This window comes from Duganella margarita, assembly GCF_009857535.1.
Lineage (GTDB): Bacteria > Pseudomonadota > Gammaproteobacteria > Burkholderiales > Burkholderiaceae_D > Rugamonas > Rugamonas margarita.
In genome coordinates this window covers 1-17,852 of sequence record NZ_WWCS01000025.1, presented here as the reverse complement: position 1 = coordinate 17,852, position 17,852 = coordinate 1, and the positions used below count along the sequence as shown (strand labels likewise).

The window sequence follows — 17,852 nt, the reverse complement described above, 5'->3', positions numbered from 1 at the left end:
AACTTGTGGTCCCGTATAGCGTATATATGGGCCAAACTACCGAATTATAATCTTCAATGATCTTTCAACGCGCCCTACGACGAGAAATGGCCAGTGCTGCCGGGGCTACCTTCACTGTGCTGTTCAGTATCAGCGTCACCTGGACCCTGATCGGGGTGCTCGGCAAAGCCGCCGGCGGCAAAGCCGCTTCGGGTGACGTCATCGCGTTGATCGCTTTCGCCGTGCTGAATTATCTGCCAACTCTCGTGATCCTCACCAGCTTTATTTCGGTGCTGATGGTGGTCACGCGGACCTACCGCGATTCCGAAATGGTGGTGTGGTTTGCCTCCGGTATGAGCCTGCTGCGCTGGATACGGCCGGTGCTCACTTTCGGCCTGCCGCTGGTGCTGATCACCGCCGGCCTGAGTTTCGTCGCCACGCCGTGGGCCAAGCAGAAAAGCATGGAGTACGTGGAGCGCTTTGAAAAGCGCGAGGATCTGCAAAAAGTCTCGCCGGGCCAGTTCAAGGAATCCGCCGCCGCCAACCGCATCTTCTTCGTCGAAGGCGTGGCCGGCAAATCGGCCGTGGTGCAGAACGTCTTTGTGAATACGACCGACGCCCGCGGTGACGCCGTCATCGTCGCGCGCGAGGGCGTGATCAACACCGGTTCGAAAGGCGAGCGCTATCTGGTGCTGAAGAACGGCCGCCGTTATCAGGGCACGCCGGGCCAGGCTGACTTCCAGACCATGGAGTTCGACAGCTACAGCATGCGCGTTACGCAGCAGACGCAGGAACTGGAGTCCGATCACGAAGCAGTCGCCTTGCCGACCATGGATTTGCTCAAGCAAACCGGCAGCGTGGCGCGCGCGGAGCTGTTGTGGCGTATCGCCCAGCCGCTCACGTGCCTGGTGCTGATTCTGCTGGCGGTGCCGCTGGGCTTCGTCAATCCGCGCGCGGGTAGCTCGGCCAATCTGATTATCGCGATGCTGGTGTTTTTCAGCTATAGCAACTTCGTCAAACTGGTCGAGGCCAGCGTCAAGCAGGGCCAGTTCGGCTTCGGGCTGTCGTGGTGGCCGCTGCACGTGGCGGCGCTGCTGGTGGTGTGTGGCCTGTTCGCCTGGCGACTGAATCTGAACCACCGCTATCATCCGCTGGCGCTGTTGGCCGCGTACAAGCGTTCGCGTAACAAGAAAGACTGATCGCATGAAAATCCTGCAACGCTATTTCGCGGTCTCGATACTGCAAGCGGTGGCCTTTGTGCTGGTGGCGTTTTTGGCGCTGCAAGCGTTCATGGACCTCACCGGCGAATTGCCTTCGGTGGGCAAGAACGGCTATGCGATCCAGTACGCCTTTTTGTATGTGCTGGCCCAGCTGCCCAGCCATGTGTATGAAGTGATGCCGCTGGCGGCGCTGATCGGCACCATCTACACCATGGCGCAGTTTGCGGCGACGTCGGAATTTACCATCATGCGCGCGTCCAGCATGTCGACCGGCATGGTGGCGTGGATGCTGGTCAAAATTGGTTTTGTGCTGGTGATTATCACCTTCATCTTCGGCGAGTTGATTACGCCGCGTACTGCGCCGATCGCCGAGAAGATCCGCCTGAGCGCGCGCGGCGCCGCCATCTCGACCGAATTCCGCTCCGGCCTGTGGACCAAGGATATCGTCAAGGCCGACGGCATGACCGGCGCGGTCATTGGCTCGCGCTTCTTCAACGTGCGCCAGGTAAAACCGGACGGCACGCTGATCGGCGTCAAACTGTACGAATTCGACACCAACTTCCGCCTGCGTTCCATCACGCTGGCCAAGACCGGCACCTTCCAGGGCAATAACAAGTGGCTGCTGAGCGATGTGACGGAAAACCTGTTCACCAATCCGCAGCTGCTCAAGCCGGGCGCGGAGGCCAACCTGGAGAACAACTTCGCGCAGGAGTCGGGCATGATCGAAACCCGTCACAGCGCGACCAAGGATCTGCTGTCGGAAATTACCCCGAAGATCCTGGCGGTGGCCGGCTCCGATCCGGACCGCATGTCGGCCTCCGAACTGGCCGTGTACACTCGTCACCTGCAGGAGAACAAGCAGGAGACCGAGCGCTTCAAGATCGCGTTCTGGAAAAAGCTGTTCGACCCGCTGACCATCTTCGTGCTGATGGCGCTGGCCCTGCCGTTCGGCTACCTGCACACCCGTAGCGGTGGCGTGAGCCTGAAAATCTTCGTCGGCATCATGATCGGCGTCAGCTTCCAGCTGGTGAATGCGCTGTTCTCGCACCTGGGTGTGCTCAGTACCTGGCCGGCGATTGTGACGGCGCTTGCGCCGAGTATATTATTCCTGCTGCTGGCGCTGGGCGCCTTGTGGTGGGTGGAGAGACATTGATGACCCAACGCGCACTAATTTTATTTGCCCATGGCGCCCGCGCCGAATCGTGGGCGGCACCGTTCGAGCGCCTGCGCGACCTGACCCAGGCGCGCGAGCCTGGTGTTCGCGTGCAGCTGGCCTATCTGGAACTGATGTCGCCGCGTCTGCCTGATGTGGTGGCGGCGCTGGTTGCCGATGGCATTGTCGACATCACCGTGGTGCCGGTATTCCTGGGGCAGGGCGGCCATGTGCTGCGCGACCTGCCGCTGATGATCGACGAACTGCGCATCGCCTATCCGCAAGCCGTCCTCAAGGTGGTGGAGGCGGCAGGCGAAAATGCGGCGGTGCTCAATGCGCTGTCGGATTACTGCGTCGGCGCGTTGCGCTAATTCGCGCGTAGCCAAACTGACAGCGGAATCTGTCCGTCCGGGCGCGCCGGTAAGCGGTAGCTCAATTCCTCTCCTATCCATTCATAGCGGCGCTCCTGCCGCGTGCCCTCCCGGTTTGAAAATGCCGCGCTCTCGATGACGAAGGCCGGCGTGCGGCTGAATTGAGCGGCAAGGCGCGGGTCTCGACGCCGCCGGCGGTGACGCCGTGGGCGCCGGGGCTGCGACAGGCGCTGCATCGCTTGCCCTGTATCGAACTGGATCTGCGCGCTGATTCGAGGGTAACGGATCTGATGCATGACGCGGGCGTTGGGCAGCGCAACGGCTACGTGCCGACGCTGGCGGTGGAGTTTGGCCGCAAACTCATCTCCGCCGTGCAGCGGCCTTCGTTCGCCAAAATGGAGAGCCATTTCAAGCAGCAGAAAGCCAGGTAGCGCCACGCTATATGCTTTACCTAACAGAGGGAATGCGAAATAGCTCCTAGACTGTGGTTTCACAGACATAGGAGCTAGCCAGATGACTATTCGCAGCCTTCTTTCTTCCGCGCTGATTGGCGCCGTTGCCAGCGCGCGCTCCATGACGCCGATGGCGACCCTTGCCGCGGCGCGTCTCGCGCACCGCAAGACCAGCGGTGAACTGTTCCTGCTGGATCGTCCGCTGTTCAAATACGGCGCGCTGGCGATGGGTGCCGGCGAACTCTTTGGCGACAAGATGAAGACCGCGCCTGATCGCACGGTGTTGCTCGGCCTGACGGCGCGCGTGGCGAGTGCCGGCATCGCCGGTTCTGCGCTGGCGCCAAAGGGCAGGGAGGCTGCTGGCGCTGCGGTGGCAGTGGCAACTGCGGTGCCGCTGGCTTACCTGACGCTGGCCGCCCGCAAGCGCGCCATTGCCAATATCGGTCAGACCCGCAGCGGCTTGATTGAGGATGCGTTGATTGTGGCAGCCGGCATCGCAGTCGTCGCGTGGGCGACGCGTTCCAAGTCGAATTGACGCTGCGCGCTTATTTGCGTGGGACGATTTTGACTTCGTAAATCTTCGGCCACAGTTTGCCGGTCACGAACAGGCGCTTTTTGTCGGCATCGTAGGCGATGCCGTTCATGACGTTTTCGGCATTCGGGCCTTTGCCGGCATCGGGATACAGTTTGCTGAAATCGATCCAGCCGGTGATCTTGCCGGTGTTCTGGTCGATGCGGGCAATGGTGTTGGTGTGCCAGATGTTGGCGAAGATTTCGCCGTCCACCACTTCCAGTTCGTTCAGCTGGTTGACGGCGATGCCGTCCGCCGTCACCTTCACGCGCCGCACTTCAAGGAAGGTCTTGGGATCGAGGAAGCGCAGCGTGGCGCTGCCGTCGCTCATCACCAGTTCCTTATCGTTGTGCGCCAGGCCCCAGCCTTCGCCGGGATAGGCGAACTGGCTTTTCAGTTCAAACGTCTTCAGGTCGAACACGAAGCCGGTCTGTGTCTGCCAGGTCAGGCCGACCAGCGTCTCGCCCCATACCGTCAGGCCTTCGCCGAAATACTGCGGCGGGATGTCCTTGCTCTGCAAGACCTTGCCGCTGGCCAGATCCACTTTACGGATCGACGATTTGCCGTTCAGGCCCGTGCTCTCGTACAGGAAGCCATCGCGATACAGCAGGCCTTCGGTGAAGGCCTGGGTATCGTGCGGGTAGCTGCGCACCACCTTGAAGTCGTAGGTGGGGACGGCCGCATGGACGGCGGCAGGCAGCAGGGAGGCGAGAAGGAGGGCTTGAGCGTAAATCTTTTTCACTATGCAGTCACCGAATTTTGTAGTTCAACCATGGCGTCCAGCGTGGTGCCCGGAGCATCCAGCTCCGCTTGCACGCAGGCGCGCGCTTCGGGCGCCTGCACCAGGTTGACAGCCTGCTGGCGCGCGCGCTCCGCCGCAGCAGTATCGCCGCAGCCGGTCAGCAAGTCCAGTACCAGTGCTACTTCGGTGATGTAGTTGAACACATCGGCCAGCAGTTCGGCCATGCCTTCGTGCGTCAGCACGTTGATGTGGCTCTTTTGCTCATTCAGATGGGCGGCGGCTGCGGCCAGGTGCTGCTCCGGGTCCGGCAGGTAGCGGCGCGCCAGCGCGTAATCGCCGCACACCATCAGCGCCGGCAGCGCGATGTGGGCGGTTTGCTGCGCCAGCGCTGCCGGCAGCTGCTGGAACAGGTGATAAGTGTTTTGCAAGTCGCCCAGCTTGTCGTTGATGACGCTGATGTCGTTGAACGGGGCGGCGTCGGTGGGGGCGGCTAGCAGTTGCGCAGTCAGACGGTCGCGTTCCGCCACCAGCGCCTGGCGCGCGGGCAGGTATTCTTCCGCAAGCCTGGCCCACGCGGCCAGCACGTAGGACAGCCGCAGCGAAGCGGTTTCCGCATCGTTGGCGGTGGCGTCGAACAGCCAGGTGTAGTCCTGCAGGGCGGCGTCAAACTGGCCGGTGTCGTGGGCGTTCCAGGCGCGTTCCAGTCGTTGAACAATGTCCATTACTACCTCTTGTGGGGTGAGTGGACATTTTAATACCGAACGCGGGAAGTCAGGCGCGGAGTTGGGCGGCTATTAGGGCGCTACTCTCTGCATTGAGCGACTGATTCGGGCGCGGGCGCATCGCTTCGCCAATCATCACCAGCACCGGGCCGTGCGGCGTGCCGAGACCTTGCGTTAGCTGGGCGATATCGATGCGATGGATCTGCTGGTCGGCGCGGCTGACGTTTTCGATCACCACCACCGGCTTGTCCGGCGCGTGGCCGTGGGCCAGCAGGCGCTCGGCGGTGGCGATGGCTTCGCGGCCGCCCATGTATTGCACCAGCGTGTCGGTTTCCGGAATGGCGTCGTGGTCCGCGTGTTCCGGCGCGGTGGAGGAGGTGAAAAAGGCCACGCTACGCGCCACGCCGCGTTTGGTCAGTGGCTGCCGGGTGGCTGCGGCTGCGGCCAGCGCAGTGGTGATGCCGGGGACGATGTCGGCTTCAATGCCGGCTTCCTCCAGCGCGCGCAGCTCCTCGTCGGCGCGGCCGAACAGCATCGGGTCGCCGCCTTTGAGACGCACCACCAGCCCGGCGCGCCGGGCGGCATCCACCAGTTGCTGGTTGATGACTTGCTGCGCCATCGAGCGCTGGCCGCTGCGTTTGCCGACCGCGATCTTCTCCGCTTGCGGGCACAGTTCCAGCATCTCGGAGGTCACCAGCGCGTCGTGCAGTACGATGTCGGCTTGCGCCAGCAGGCGCGCGCCGCGCACGGTGATCAGGTCCTGGGCGCCTGGACCGGCGCCGATCAAATACACTTTTCCGGGAGTTGGCATCTTCGCTTCTTTGGCGCGTCGCTCCCGCGCAGGCGGGAGTCTCTGCTCAGCATGGGTTCCCGCTTGCGCGGGAACGACGTTACAGGCGGATCATGCCGGCGGCGACGGTCTGGTGCGTCACTTCATCGATCAGGATGAAGGCGCCGGTGGCGCGGATGTCGCTGTAGGCGTCGGCCGCCAACGGCTGCTGCACCGCCAGTTCGATGGTGGCGATATCGTTCAGCTTCAGGCCATCGGCGGGGTGGCGCTGCTGGGTGTTGATGTCCAACAGCGATTCAATCGCCTTGACCTTGGCCGAGGTCTGCTTGGTGCCGTGCTTGATCCAGTATTTGCGGCGCATGTCCAGCGGCTCGTCGGACATCCAGCATACATCTGCCTTCAGCTGCTTCAACTGCGTGGCCGGGCGGTCGGCGCTGGCCAGCAGGTCGCCGCGCGAAATGTCCAGGTACTCGTCCAGCAGCAGCGTGACCGACTGGCCCACCACCGCCGATTGATGCGAGCCCTCCAGCGTGACGATGTCCTTGACGGTCGCACTCTGGCCGGACGGCTGCACCACCAGCTTGTCGCCCACCGACACCTTGCCGGCTTCGATGCGGCCCATGTAGCCGCGGAAGTCGTTGGCTTCGTGGCCGTTGTGGCGCGCCACCAGTTGCACCGGGAAGCGGAACGGCGCCTCGTGCGATTCGTCGTACACCGACAACGATTCCAGCAGCTCGATCAGGGTCGGCCCCTGATACCAGGCCAGCTTCTCGGTCTTCTCGACCACATTCTCGCCGCTCAGCGCGGACAGCGGAATCGGCGTGATGTCCTTCAGGCCGAGCGACGCGGCAAACTCGCCGTAGGCCTTGACGATGCGGTTGTAGATATCCTGGTCGTAGTTCACCAGGTCCATCTTGTTGACGGCGACGATCACGTGCTCGATTTGCAGCAGGTGCGCAATGGTCGAGTGGCGCTTGGTCTGGATCAGCAGATCGACGCCGCCGTCTTCGCGCAGCTTCACTTTGGAGACGTCCACCAGGATGATCACAGCATCGGCGGTCGAAGCGCCGGTGACCATGTTGCGGGTGTACTGCTCGTGGCCTGGCGTGTCGGCGATGATGAATTTGCGTTTCGGCGTGGCGAAGTAGCGGTAGGCTACGTCGATGGTGATGCCTTGTTCGCGTTCGGCTTCCAGGCCGTCGGTCAGCAGCGACAGGTCCACGGCGTCGCCGACGGTGCGTTTGTGCTTGGAGCGCGACATGGCGTCCAGCTGGTCGGCGAAGATGCCCTTGCTGTCGAACAGCAGGCGGCCGATCAGCGTGGATTTGCCGTCATCGACGGAACCGGCGGTGATAAAACGCAGCAGGCTTTGTTCGTTGGTATTGGTGGTCATTAGAAGTATCCTGCTTTTTTACGGATTTCCATCGAAGCTTCGGACGTCTGGTCGTCCATGCGGGTGGCGCCGCGTTCGGTCACCTGCGTGATCGCGGTTTCAGCGATGATCTGCTCCAGCGTCACCGCGTCCGAGGACACCGGGCAGGTGCAGGAGATGTCGCCGACGGTACGGAAACGCACCACTTGCTTTTCGACGGTCTCGCCTTCGCGTGGCGGCGTCAGGTCGGTCAGCGGCACCAGCAGGCCGTTGCGCGGAATGACTTCACGCTCGTGGGCGAAGTAGATCGGCGGCAGTTCAAGCTTTTCGCGGGCGATGTACTGCCACACATCCAGTTCGGTCCAATTCGAGATCGGGAACACGCGCATGTTTTCGCCTGGATGGACGCGGGTGTTATACAGGTCCCACAGTTCCGGGCGTTGCGATTTCGGGTCCCACTGGCCGAATTCATCGCGGAAGGAGAAGATGCGCTCCTTGGCGCGGGCCTTCTCTTCGTCGCGGCGGGCGCCGCCGATGCAGGCGTCGAAGCCATGTTCGGCGATGGTTTCCAGCAGCGTCACGGCCTGCGCGGCGTTGCGCGAGTCGGTCTGCGGATTACGCAGGCGCACGGTGCCCTTGCGGATCGATTCCTCGACCGAACCGACGATCAGGCGTTCGCCCAGTTCGGCCACACGCTTGTCGCGGAAGGTGATCACTTCCGGGAAGTTGTGGCCGGTGTCGACGTGCACCAGCGGGAACGGGAATTTGCCGGGACGGAAGGCCTTCTCGGCGATGCGCAGCAGTACCACCGAGTCTTTGCCGCCCGAGAACAGCAGGGCAGGGTTGCTGCATTCGGCCGCGACTTCGCGCATGATGTGGATCGCTTCGGATTCCAGAGCATCGAGGTGGCGCGCGTTCACGTGCGCGTTATTTTCAACTAAAGCGTTCATTGGACTAGCTTTCTGCACGTCGTTCCTGCGAAAGCAGGAACCCATGCTGAGTAACTTCGGATGCGGCGTATGGATTCCCGCGTTCGCGGGAATGACGCTACGCCACGGATTTAATGCGTATCAGTTTGCCGTCGACGACGTGCAGGCCGCATTCTTTCGACTCGGGGTTTTCCCACCACCAGCGGCCGGCGCGCACATCTTCGCCTGGCTCAATGGCGCGCGTGCAGGGCTCGCAGCCGATCGACGGGAAGCCTTGATCGTGCAGTGCATTATACGGTACGCCGTTTTCGCGAATATAGTGCCAAACGTCTTCCTCGGACCAATCGGCCAGCGGATTAAACTTGGTCATGAAGTGGCCCGGATCGTCCTCTTCCACCATCAGCGAACCACGGGTGGCGGCTTGCGCGCGGCGCTGGCCGGTGACCCAGGCCTTCTTGCCCATCAGGGCGCGGCCCAGCGGCTCCACCTTGCGAATGCGGCAGCACTCCTTGCGTAGTTCGATGCTGTCGTAGAAGGCGTTCAGGCCATTCAGCGTCACGTAGGCGTTCACCGCTGCCGGCTGCGGCTTGTACAGTGTGATGTCGTAGCCGTAGTGTTCTTTTACCTTGTCCAGCATGGCCAGCGTTTCCTTGTGCAGGCGGCCGGTCTCCAGCGAGAAGATGCCGATGTCGTAGCCGCCCTTAAGGATCAAATCGGTCAGCACCATGTCTTCAGCCGCCAGCGACGAGGCGAAAACGGCCGGGGAAAAATCGCTGGCGATGCGCGACAGCGTGGCGCGCGTGTCCGTAATAAGCTTGCTCAGGTCACTCATTTCAATTCCAATCAAATGCCGGCGCCGTCATTGTTGATTTCTGCCGGCACAGGACGCGCGTGGCGGCGGAACAGCGGCACCTTCTGGTCCACCGATGCCTGGTAGGTCTCGGAGAAGTCGGACAGGCCTTTCAGCGCATCGTGGACGTCGCGGTCCGAGCGCACCGAGTAGGCGTCAAAGCCGACCCGCTGCATCGAGAACAACTGATCGCGCAGCACGTCGCCGACGGCGCGCAGTTCGCCGGTCCAGCCCAGGCGGGTGCGCAGGTTGTAGGCGATCGAGTAGCCGCGGCCATCGGTGAATTTCGGGAAGTCGACAGCGATCAGCGGGAACTGGTCGAGCAGGCCTTTCAGCGTTTCCGGACGTTCGTCGGAGGCGATCCAGACGGCGATCTCGCCGGCGGCGGTGCGCGCCGCCAGCACCTCGCGCTGCACCAGCCACAGGCTCAGTGGCACGATGAATTTGCCAGCAGGGACGCTGACCGTGGCCGGATCGTGCACCGGTGCGCCGTCCACCGGTTCGGCCAGGCGCAGCACCTGCCAGTCGTCTTCGACCACTTCACGGCCCTTGATAATCAAATGCTTAGACATATTCATCCTCTCCTACCAGGCGGCCGCCTTTTTCAGCGATCGGGGTGGCATACACAAATTCCTTGAACGGCGCCACGCCCAGGCGCTGCGCACAGTCGGCAAACGATTCATCTTCAAAGCGCTCGCGCAGATAGACTTTCAGCAGGCGATCGATCACTTCCGGCATTTGCAGCGCGGAGAACGACGGGCCGATGATCTTGCCGATGGCGGCGTTGTTGCCCTGCGCGCCGCCGATCGACACCTGATACCATTCGCTGCCGTCCTTATCCACCCCCAGCACGCCGATGCTGCCGACGTGATGGTGGCCGCAGGCGTTGATGCAGCCGGAGATATTCAGTTCGATCTCGCCGATGTCGTGCTGGAAGTCGAGGTTCTCGAAGCGCTCCGAAATGGCGGCGGCGATCGGCAGCGACTTGGCGTTGGCCAGCGAGCAGAAGTCGCCGCCCGGGCAGCAGATCATGTCAGTCAGCAGGCCGATATTCGGCGTCGCCAGGCCGTGCGCCTTGGCTTCCTGCCACAGCGCGAACAACTGCGACTGCTCAACGTCGGCCAGCACCACGTTCTGTTCGTGGGTGACGCGCAGTTCGCCAAAGCTGTAGCGGTCCGCCAGGTCGGCCATGAAGTCCATCTGCTCGGCGGTGGCGTCGCCTGGCGGCACGCCGGTCTTCTTCAGCGACAGCACCACGGTGGCGTAGCCCGGCTGCTTGTGCGGCTTGACGTTGCGGTTGACCCAGTTGGCGAAGGCCTTGTTGCCGGCCTGCGCGGCGACGACGTCGCTGTCGTTCAGCTGCTTGTAGGCCGGCGGCTGGAAGTAGTCGATCACGCGCTGCATCTCTTCCACGGTCAGCGTTTCCGGACCGTCTTTGAGGTCGGCCCATTCGGCTTCCACCTGGCGCGAGAATTCTTCCACGCCGATGGCTTTCAGCAGGATCTTGATGCGGGCTTTGTACTTGTTGTCGCGGCGGCCGTACTGGTTATATACGCGCATCACCGCTTCGGTGTAGGTCAGCAGGTGCTGCCATGGCAGGAAGTCGCGGATCACGCTGCCGATGATCGGCGTGCGGCCCATGCCGCCGCCGGCCATGAATTTGAAGCCGATCTCGCCGGCCTCGTTGCGCACCACGGTCAGGCCGATGTCGTGGATGGCGATCGCGGCGCGGTCTTCGACGGCGCCGTTGATCGCGACCTTGAATTTGCGCGGCAGGGCGATGAATTCCGGGTGGAAGGTCGACCACTGGCGCAGCACTTCGGCGTACGGACGCGGATCGATGATCTCGTCAGCGGCTACGCCGGCGTACGGATCGGAGGTGGTGTTGCGGATGCAGTTGCCCGAGGTCTGGATGGCGTGCATCTCCACCGAGGCCAGGTCGGTCAGGATATCCGGGGTCTGTTCCAGCTCGACCCAGTTAAACTGGATGTTCTGGCGGGTGGTGAAGTGACCATAGCCGCGGTCGTACTTGCGGGCGATGTGGGCAAACATGCGCATCTGCTTCGATGCCAGCAGGCCGTAGGGCACGGCGATCCGCAGCATGTAGGCGTGGCGTTGCATGTACAGGCCGTTTTGCAGGCGCAGGGGCACGAATTCTGCCTCGGTCAGCTCATCGGCCAGGCGACGGCGTACCTGGTCGCGGTACTGGGCGATGCGCTCGCGGACGATGAGATGGTCGTATTGATCGTATTGATACATGAATATTCTTCCTGGATAGTCGCTGATTCCCCAAACTAACGCTAATAGTAATAAACTTCGTCTTTATTCCATACGACTTAGTCTTTATTTGCTTATATAAGGATAGAGCATAAGCATGGACGCTAATAATTTTAAGATGGGCCAGGACCTGCAATGAACCTTCATCAATTGCGCTTTGTGCGCGAAGCGGTACGCCAGAACTACAATTTGACCGATGCCGCCAAGGCGCTGTTCACCTCGCAGCCGGGGGTGTCGAAAGCGATCATCGAGCTGGAAGAGGAGTTGGGGGTCGACATCTTTACCCGGCATGGCAAGCGCATCCGCGGCCTCACCGAGCCCGGCCGGCTGGTGTTGCAGTCGGTGGAACTGATCATGCAGGAAATTGACAGCCTCAAGCGCATCGGCAAGGAATACGCGGCGCAGGACAGCGGCAGCTTCACCATCGCCACCACCCACACCCAGGCGCGCTATACGCTGCCGAAGGTGGTGCAGGCTTTTATGGTGAAGTTCCCCAAGGTGCGCTTGTCTTTGTTGCAAGGAAATCCACAGCAGATCGCCGAGATGGTGCAGCGCGACCAGGCCGACCTCTGCATCGCCACCGAATCGATCGCCGGCGTGACCGGGCTGGTGACCTTGCCATGCTATCAATGGGAGCACGTGGTGGTGGTGGCGCCCGACCATCCGCTGCTGCGCACCAGGCAGCCGACGCTGGAAGAGATCGCGGCTTTCCCGATCATCACGTATGATGGCGCCTTTGCCGGCCGCAGCAAGATCGACCACGCGTTTGCCCTGCGCGGCCTGAAGCTCGACGTGCTGCTGGAGGCCATCGACGCCGACGTCATCAAGACTTATGTGGAGTTGGGCATGGGGATTGGTATCATAGCGGGCATGGCGTTTGACGCCGAGCGCGACAAGAACCTGCGCGCCATCCCGGTCGGCCACCTGTTCGGCATGAACGTGTCGCGGGTGGCGGTCAAGCAGGGCGCTTACCTGCGCAGCTATATTTACACCTTTATTGAACTGCTGGCCCCCACGCTCAACCGCAAGTTGATCGAACAGGCCATGAGCGGTGAAAAAGAGAACTACGAACTATAAAGAAAGCATCAACATGATTACCAACCAGTTGACACAATATTACGCCGTCAACGCGGACAACTACGATCAGGTCTACGCTCAGGAAGAGCGCTTTGATGACCTGGATGATCTGCAAGAGATGGTGGCCGAGCTGTTTACCGGCCACAAGGTGCTGGAACTGGCCTGCGGCACCGCGTACTGGACCGACCTGATCGCGGAAACCGCCGAGTCGGTCTACGCCACCGATATTTCGCAGGAAATGCTGGACCTGGCGGAAACCCGCGGCCTGGACGAGGACGTCGTCACTTTCGGCCAGATGGACGCCTTTAATCTTCCGGATGGGCTGGAAGGTCAGTACACCGCCGTGTTCGCCGCCGGCCTGTGGGCCCATTTGCCGCGCGAAAACTACGAGCAGTTCCTGAAGATGCTGCGCGCCAAGCTGGGCAAGGACGTGCTGCTGGTGCTGCTGGACGAATCGTATGTCGACGGCAATTCGATGGTGATCGCCCGCACCGATGCGGAAGGCAACACCTACCAGATCCTGACCGCCGACGACGGCCAGCGCTACGAGATCCTGAAGAACTACCTGACCGACAGCACGCTGCGCAAACGCTTCACCAACCATGCGAAGCAATTTCGCATTGAGCGCCTGCAATACTACTATTTGCTCAGTTGCCGCCTGAAATGATCCGGAAGCCGCCTTGCGCGGCTTTTTTTTCGTCTACTGATGTTGAATTACAACAAATTAGCGTTGTCATATTGTTGAAGTAATAGACAGGCATGATTGCCGCCGTGGATTCAACAGCGCAGTCTTTTTTCTTCAACCTTAAGTAGAGAACATCAAGTGAAAAAACTTACTCTGGCAGCAATGATCATCGGCGGCTTCGCAGCGCAGGCCCAAGCTCAATCGAACGTGACGATCTACGGCCTGGTGGACGCCGGTATCGTGAGCGAGCGCGGTGGCGCAGCTGGCAACGTGACCAAAGTTACCAGCGGCATCGGCGGCCAGTCCCGTCTGGGCTTCCGCGGTACCGAGGACCTAGGCAACGGCCTGTCGGCCATCTTCCAACTGGAAACCGGCTTCAAAGCCGATGACGGCACGCTGGACAGCACCAACACCATCTTCAACCGTCAAGCCTTCGTTGGCCTGAAAAGCAAGGAAGCCGGCCAGCTGACCATCGGTCGCCAGTACACCCCGCTGTACCTGGCGCAAAGCCAGGTCGCCGACCCGTTCGGCGCGGGCTATGCCGGCACCATCAAGAACCTGTTCCCATCGGCCGGCGCCAACACCCGCGTCAGCAACGCGCTGGTGTACTCGACCCCAACCACCGGCGGCTTCAGCGCCGACGCCCTGTACTCGCTGGGCGAGCAACAAGGCAGCGCCACCGCCGGCCGTCAGTTCGGCCTGGGCCTGAACTACGCCCAGGGTCCGCTGAACGCGCGCCTGGTGTACAACAACAAGAACAACGATACCGCCGCCACCCTGACCACCGCCGCCAAGCAGCAGGACACCGGCCGCAACACGATGTTCGCCGCCAACTACGACTTCCAGGTGGTGAAGGCCTTCTTCGCCTACGGCGCCGACAAAGGCGTCAACAGCGCGGTGCTGCCTAACAGCGCCAATCCGTACAACTACACCGTGGCGCCGAAGAACAGCACCGACAGCAACGAAGTGCTGGTCGGCGCGCAGGTTCCAGTGGGTTCGGGCAGCATCATGGCATCGTACATCCGCAAGAACGACAAGACCGCGTTCAACCAGGACGCCGATCAATGGGCGCTGGGCTACCTGTACAATCTGTCGAAACGTACCGGTGCCTACATCGCCTACGCCAAGATCAAGAACAAGAACGGCGCCGGCTACACCGTGGGTAACAACAACGAAGCGGGTAGCGGCGACAAAGCCTTCAACCTGGGCATCCGTCACGCCTTCTAAGCCGGTTCGGGCGGCAGCGGCAAGCGGATCATGATCCGGGTGCCGCCGTCGCTGGCGATGGCGATATCGCCATGCAGTGCCCAGACGCGTTCGCGCATCCCGATCAGGCCGAAAGACGTGGCCTTGTCCATGTCCTGTTCGGCGATGCCGCGGCCGTCGTCATGAATCATCACATGCAGCGTCCCATCGTTGCGATACAGTGACAGCAGCACCTCGCTGGCCTCGGCATGGCGGGCGATATTGGTCAGCGCTTCCTGCACGATGCGGAAGATGGCTGTGCTGTAGTCGTCATCGAGTATCAAATCCTCTTCCGACGCGTCCAGCATGCAGGCGATGTTGTTGCGCTCGACGAATTCCTGGCGCAGGCTTTCCAGCGCAAAATACAATCCACCCTCATCGAGCGCGCGTGGCCGCAAATTGCCGGCGATGCGGCGCAGCGACGCGATCGCCGACATCAGCAACTCATCCATGCCGGCCTGGAGTTTGCGGGCGGCCGGATTGTGGCCGCTGTGCTTTTGCAGCAGCGCCAGGTCGCCGCGCAGCGTCGCCAGCAACTGGCCGAGATCGTCATGCAGTTCGCGCGCGATGTGCTTGCGCTCTTCTTCACGGATGGTCTGGAGCGCGGCCGACAGTTCGCGCAGCTGCGAATAGGATTGTTCCAGCTGCTGCTGCACCTGGCCGCGCGCGGCCTGCAGCGGCGTTTCGGCGGTCTGGCCAAGGCGCCAGCTCAGGCGCGCGCCGAGGGCCAGCGCGGACAGGATCAACAGGGACTTGGCGGCTCGGTGCATGGATGACTCCCTGCGGCCACAGGACCGCGTGGAGTCACGCTAAAGCATAAACCGAAGAGGGGACTTGATTTACATCTGTTTGAACAGATGCAGGAAGCTGCGGCTGACTTCCAGCTTGTCGGACCGGCCCTTGATCATCACCAGGTGACGGCCGCGGATGTCGCGCGTGACGCCTTCGATGGCGTTGACGTTGACCAGCGTGGCGCGGTGGATCTGCCAGAACAGCGCCGGGTCGAGCTCGTCGGCCAGGTCGCGCACCGGTTTGCGGATCAGCGCTTCGTACTTCTCGGTCTGCACGCAGGTGTATTTTTCGTCCGAGCGGAAGAACAGGATTTCCTCGACCGGGATCATGCGCAAGTCCTGGCCGATGCTGGCCTGGATCCATTGCAGGTGGGCCGGTTTCGGTGCGGCGATCTTCTCGGTCAGCTGGGCCAGCATGGCGGTGACGCTGGCGTTGATGTCGGCGCCGGCCACCGCGCCGCTCGCCGCCTGTTTGCTCAGGCGGCCCTTGAGGCGGTCGACCGTCACCTGCAGGCGTTCCGGCTCAGGCGGTTTCAGCACGTAATCGATGGCGCCGCGCTCGAAGGCTTCCACGGCGTAGGCGTCGTAGGCGGTGACGAAGACGATGTTGCTCTTGTTGCCGATCACGGCCGCCGCTTCCATGCCGGTCTTGCCCGGCATGCGGATGTCGAGGAAGGTGAAGTCCGGCTTGAGCTGGTCGACCAGTTCGATCGCCTCGTCGCCGTTCTTGGCTTCGCCGATAATATCGAGCTCCGGCCAGACCTGGCCCAGGCGCATGCGCAACTGGTCGCGCATTAAACGTTCGTCATCTGCAATAATTGCTGTAGGCATGGTGCGGGTATGGGTGGTTAGTTAAATTATTATTCAACGAATTGCGTTAATAAGCAATCATGCTGTTTTTTTAGCCAACTGATAAGGCACTTCGATGGTAACGATCACACCGCTGGGGCTGTTGGCGGCGATCAGCAGCTGGCCTTGCTCGCCGTGCAGCAGTTTCAGGCGTTCGCGGATATTCGACAGGCCGAGGCCGGTGCCGTCGCTGGGCTTGGCGCCGAAGCCGAGACCGTCGTCGGCGACGATCACGCGCAGCTTGTTGTGGGCGACATCGGCGCGGACCTTCAGCGTGCCGCCTTCCGGCTTGCCTTCGAGGCCGTGCTTGATGGCGTTTTCCACCATCGACTGCAACATCATCGGCGGGAAGGCAGCGGTGCGCAGGCCGTCGGGGATGTCGAAGTCGACCGTCAAACGCTCTTCCATGCGCATTTTCAGCAGATTGAGGTAAGCCTCGACCATGTCGGCTTCGCGGCCCAGGTTGGTAATCAGCGCGCTGTCGCGGATCTGCGGCAGCACCGCGCGCAGGTATTTGATCAGGCTACGCTGCATGGCCGAGGCGCGCGGCGGATCGGTCTCGATCAGGTACTCGACCGAGGCTAGCGTATTAAACAGGAAGTGCGGCTCGACCTGGGCCTGCATCATTTGCATCTTCGCCTCGCTCAGCTGGCGCTGCATGGATTCGCGCTCGGCGGCGGCGTTGGCCGACTGGCTTTCCTGCTCGGCGCGCTTTTTGCTGCCCATCAGCGCCTTGGTACCGAACAGGGCCAGCACCAGCAAGGTAATAAAGCTCTTGAACCAGGTGGAGGCCTGACCGTGGTAGCGCGCCACTTTTTGCTCGGCGGCGTCGTCCACGGCTTCTTCAATCGCGTTGGACAATTCCTCGCCGATTTGCGGCGGCAGGTCGATGTGGACTTCTTCGCCCGGCAGCGACGGCAGGGCGGGGACGGAGGCGGCGCCGTTCTTGCCGCCTTTCGATGGTTTGGCCGGGGTAGCTGGCGCGGCTGGTGTTTCGGGCGTCTCTGCCGTCTCAGGCGTGGCTGGCGCGGCTGGCGTTTCCGGGGTTTCTGCCGCTTCCGGTGCGGCGGCCGGCGTATGTTCGCTGCTGTCGTCGGTATTCTTGTTGCGGATCTTGCCGCGGGGGTTGAAGTGAATGCCGTTGTCGTCGATCAGGATATTGGTATCGCTGCCTTTGCGTTTGGTGCTGCGGGCATGTTCTTCCTCCTGAATCGGGTTCGACGAAAACAGTTCATCCTGCAGAATCGAGCCGGCAATCAGCATCAGGATGGCAAACACCAGGAACTTCCACCACGACAGCTGGGTGACCCAGGTCGCGGTGGCGTCGAAGCCGCGGTGCAGCCAGGTGCCGGCGGTCTTCAGGGTGTCTTGCACTTTAGGCGTAGGAAACATGAACGGCTTTCACTCTTAACATGATGCAAGTGTAACCAGCCGTGCCCAGACGCGCCATGCGATTGCGACAGTCTGCAAAAAATGGCGACTGGACGGTATATGCAGAGCAGGCACTTGCCAAAGTGAATCCGGCTTGCTATAGTTCTCCTCCTCGCAAAACGGCGCATGTAAATGCAGCGTGTAGCGAGAAAAGAAGAGAAGAAGTAGAGCTTGACGAAATATTCGAAACGCTTCATAATCTTGCCTCTTCGCTGACAAACAAAACGCTTTGTCAGCATGCAGTACAGAATGATCTTTAAAAATTTACAGTCGATAAATGTGGGCGTTTGATGCTGCAACAAAAAGCATTAAATGCTCAACAAAGAAATATTCAGTAGAAATACTG

At 61.4% G+C, this 17,852-nt stretch carries 19 protein-coding genes; 8 read left to right on the top strand and 11 right to left on the bottom strand.

Annotated elements, in window-relative coordinates; translation table 11 throughout:
• Nucleotides 1-56 precede the first annotated feature (56 nt).
• The 5 genes from lptF (at nt 57) to GTP55_RS25885 (ending at nt 3,710) form a co-directional block, all read left to right on the top strand.
• Entirely contained in the window at nt 57-1,178 is a 1,122-nt protein-coding gene (lptF, locus tag GTP55_RS25905; RefSeq protein ID WP_161047680.1) for an LPS export ABC transporter permease LptF, read from the top strand.
• Nucleotides 1,179-1,182: 4 nt separating this feature from the next.
• Complete coding sequence (gene lptG / locus GTP55_RS25900; protein WP_161047679.1) at nt 1,183-2,352, top strand: LPS export ABC transporter permease LptG; 1,170 nt, start codon at nt 1,183-1,185, stop codon at nt 2,350-2,352.
• Nucleotides 2,352-2,723: a sirohydrochlorin chelatase gene (locus GTP55_RS25895; protein ID WP_161047678.1), complete on the top strand. Its 372-nt coding sequence runs from the start codon at nt 2,352-2,354 to the stop codon at nt 2,721-2,723. The genes lptG and GTP55_RS25895 overlap by 1 nt, the downstream gene beginning before the upstream one ends.
• A gap of 161 nt (nt 2,724-2,884) precedes the next feature.
• Nucleotides 2,885-3,154 carry a hypothetical protein gene (locus GTP55_RS29665; protein WP_202423869.1) on the top strand — a complete coding sequence of 90 codons (270 nt, stop codon included), beginning with the start codon at nt 2,885-2,887 and terminating at the stop codon, nt 3,152-3,154.
• 82 nt (nt 3,155-3,236) lie between these two features.
• On the top strand, nt 3,237-3,710 hold the full coding sequence (locus GTP55_RS25885) for a hypothetical protein (protein ID WP_161047677.1): 474 nt from the start codon (nt 3,237-3,239) through the stop codon (nt 3,708-3,710).
• 10 nt (nt 3,711-3,720) lie between these two features.
• On the opposite strand, the gene GTP55_RS25880 is transcribed toward GTP55_RS25885, so the two are convergent.
• From GTP55_RS25880 to GTP55_RS25845, 8 genes are all read right to left on the bottom strand, one after another.
• The gene (locus GTP55_RS25880) at nt 3,721-4,488 is read right to left on the bottom strand and encodes a glutaminyl-peptide cyclotransferase (protein WP_161047676.1); all 768 of its coding nucleotides are present in this window, start codon (nt 4,486-4,488) and stop codon (nt 3,721-3,723) included.
• Nucleotides 4,488-5,210: a hypothetical protein gene (locus GTP55_RS25875; RefSeq protein ID WP_161047675.1), complete on the bottom strand. Its 723-nt coding sequence runs from the start codon at nt 5,208-5,210 to the stop codon at nt 4,488-4,490. The genes GTP55_RS25880 and GTP55_RS25875 overlap by 1 nt, the downstream gene beginning before the upstream one ends.
• Nucleotides 5,211-5,259: 49 nt before the next feature.
• Entirely contained in the window at nt 5,260-6,021 is a 762-nt protein-coding gene (cobA, locus tag GTP55_RS25870) for a uroporphyrinogen-III C-methyltransferase (RefSeq protein WP_161047674.1), read from the bottom strand.
• Nucleotides 6,022-6,100: 79 nt separating this feature from the next.
• Nucleotides 6,101-7,393, bottom strand: coding sequence for a sulfate adenylyltransferase subunit 1 (locus GTP55_RS25865; RefSeq protein ID WP_161047673.1), 1,293 nt, complete (start codon nt 7,391-7,393; stop codon nt 6,101-6,103).
• Nucleotides 7,393-8,322, bottom strand: coding sequence for a sulfate adenylyltransferase subunit CysD (cysD, locus tag GTP55_RS25860; protein ID WP_161047672.1), 930 nt, complete (start codon nt 8,320-8,322; stop codon nt 7,393-7,395). Before cysD ends, GTP55_RS25865 begins: the two co-directional genes overlap by 1 nt.
• A gap of 97 nt (nt 8,323-8,419) precedes the next feature.
• On the bottom strand, nt 8,420-9,133 hold the full coding sequence (locus GTP55_RS25855; RefSeq protein ID WP_161047671.1) for a phosphoadenylyl-sulfate reductase: 714 nt from the start codon (nt 9,131-9,133) through the stop codon (nt 8,420-8,422).
• An 11-nt stretch (nt 9,134-9,144) separates the two neighbouring features.
• Nucleotides 9,145-9,729, bottom strand: coding sequence for a DUF934 domain-containing protein (locus GTP55_RS25850; protein ID WP_371868444.1), 585 nt, complete (start codon nt 9,727-9,729; stop codon nt 9,145-9,147).
• Nucleotides 9,716-11,410 carry a nitrite/sulfite reductase gene (locus tag GTP55_RS25845; RefSeq protein ID WP_161047669.1) on the bottom strand — a complete coding sequence of 565 codons (1,695 nt, stop codon included), beginning with the start codon at nt 11,408-11,410 and terminating at the stop codon, nt 9,716-9,718. The genes GTP55_RS25850 and GTP55_RS25845 overlap by 14 nt, the downstream gene beginning before the upstream one ends.
• Nucleotides 11,411-11,563: 153 nt before the next feature.
• Between GTP55_RS25845 and GTP55_RS25840 the strand changes: the two genes are divergently transcribed.
• The 3 genes from GTP55_RS25840 to GTP55_RS25830 all read left to right on the top strand — a co-directional run bounded on the left by GTP55_RS25840 (nt 11,564) and on the right by GTP55_RS25830 (nt 14,417).
• Entirely contained in the window at nt 11,564-12,505 is a 942-nt protein-coding gene (locus tag GTP55_RS25840; RefSeq protein WP_161047668.1) for a CysB family HTH-type transcriptional regulator, read from the top strand.
• Between the two features lie 13 nt (nt 12,506-12,518).
• Nucleotides 12,519-13,172 (top strand): class I SAM-dependent methyltransferase, encoded by a 654-nt coding sequence (locus tag GTP55_RS25835; protein ID WP_161047667.1) that lies wholly within the window; start codon nt 12,519-12,521, stop codon nt 13,170-13,172.
• Nucleotides 13,173-13,328: 156 nt separating this feature from the next.
• On the top strand, nt 13,329-14,417 hold the full coding sequence (locus GTP55_RS25830) for a porin (protein ID WP_443093225.1): 1,089 nt from the start codon (nt 13,329-13,331) through the stop codon (nt 14,415-14,417).
• Here GTP55_RS25830 and GTP55_RS25825 read toward each other — a convergent pair.
• The 3 genes from GTP55_RS25825 to GTP55_RS25815 form a co-directional block, all read right to left on the bottom strand.
• The gene (locus tag GTP55_RS25825; RefSeq protein WP_308494753.1) at nt 14,414-15,205 is read right to left on the bottom strand and encodes a sensor histidine kinase; all 792 of its coding nucleotides are present in this window, start codon (nt 15,203-15,205) and stop codon (nt 14,414-14,416) included. The genes GTP55_RS25830 and GTP55_RS25825 overlap by 4 nt on opposite strands.
• 69 nt (nt 15,206-15,274) lie before the next feature.
• A complete protein-coding gene (locus GTP55_RS25820; RefSeq protein WP_161047666.1) occupies nt 15,275-16,057 on the bottom strand; it encodes a LytR/AlgR family response regulator transcription factor in 783 nt (260 codons plus the stop codon).
• Between the two features lie 57 nt (nt 16,058-16,114).
• Entirely contained in the window at nt 16,115-17,467 is a 1,353-nt protein-coding gene (locus GTP55_RS25815; protein ID WP_161047665.1) for a sensor histidine kinase, read from the bottom strand.
• Between the last annotated feature and the right edge of the window lie 385 nt (nt 17,468-17,852).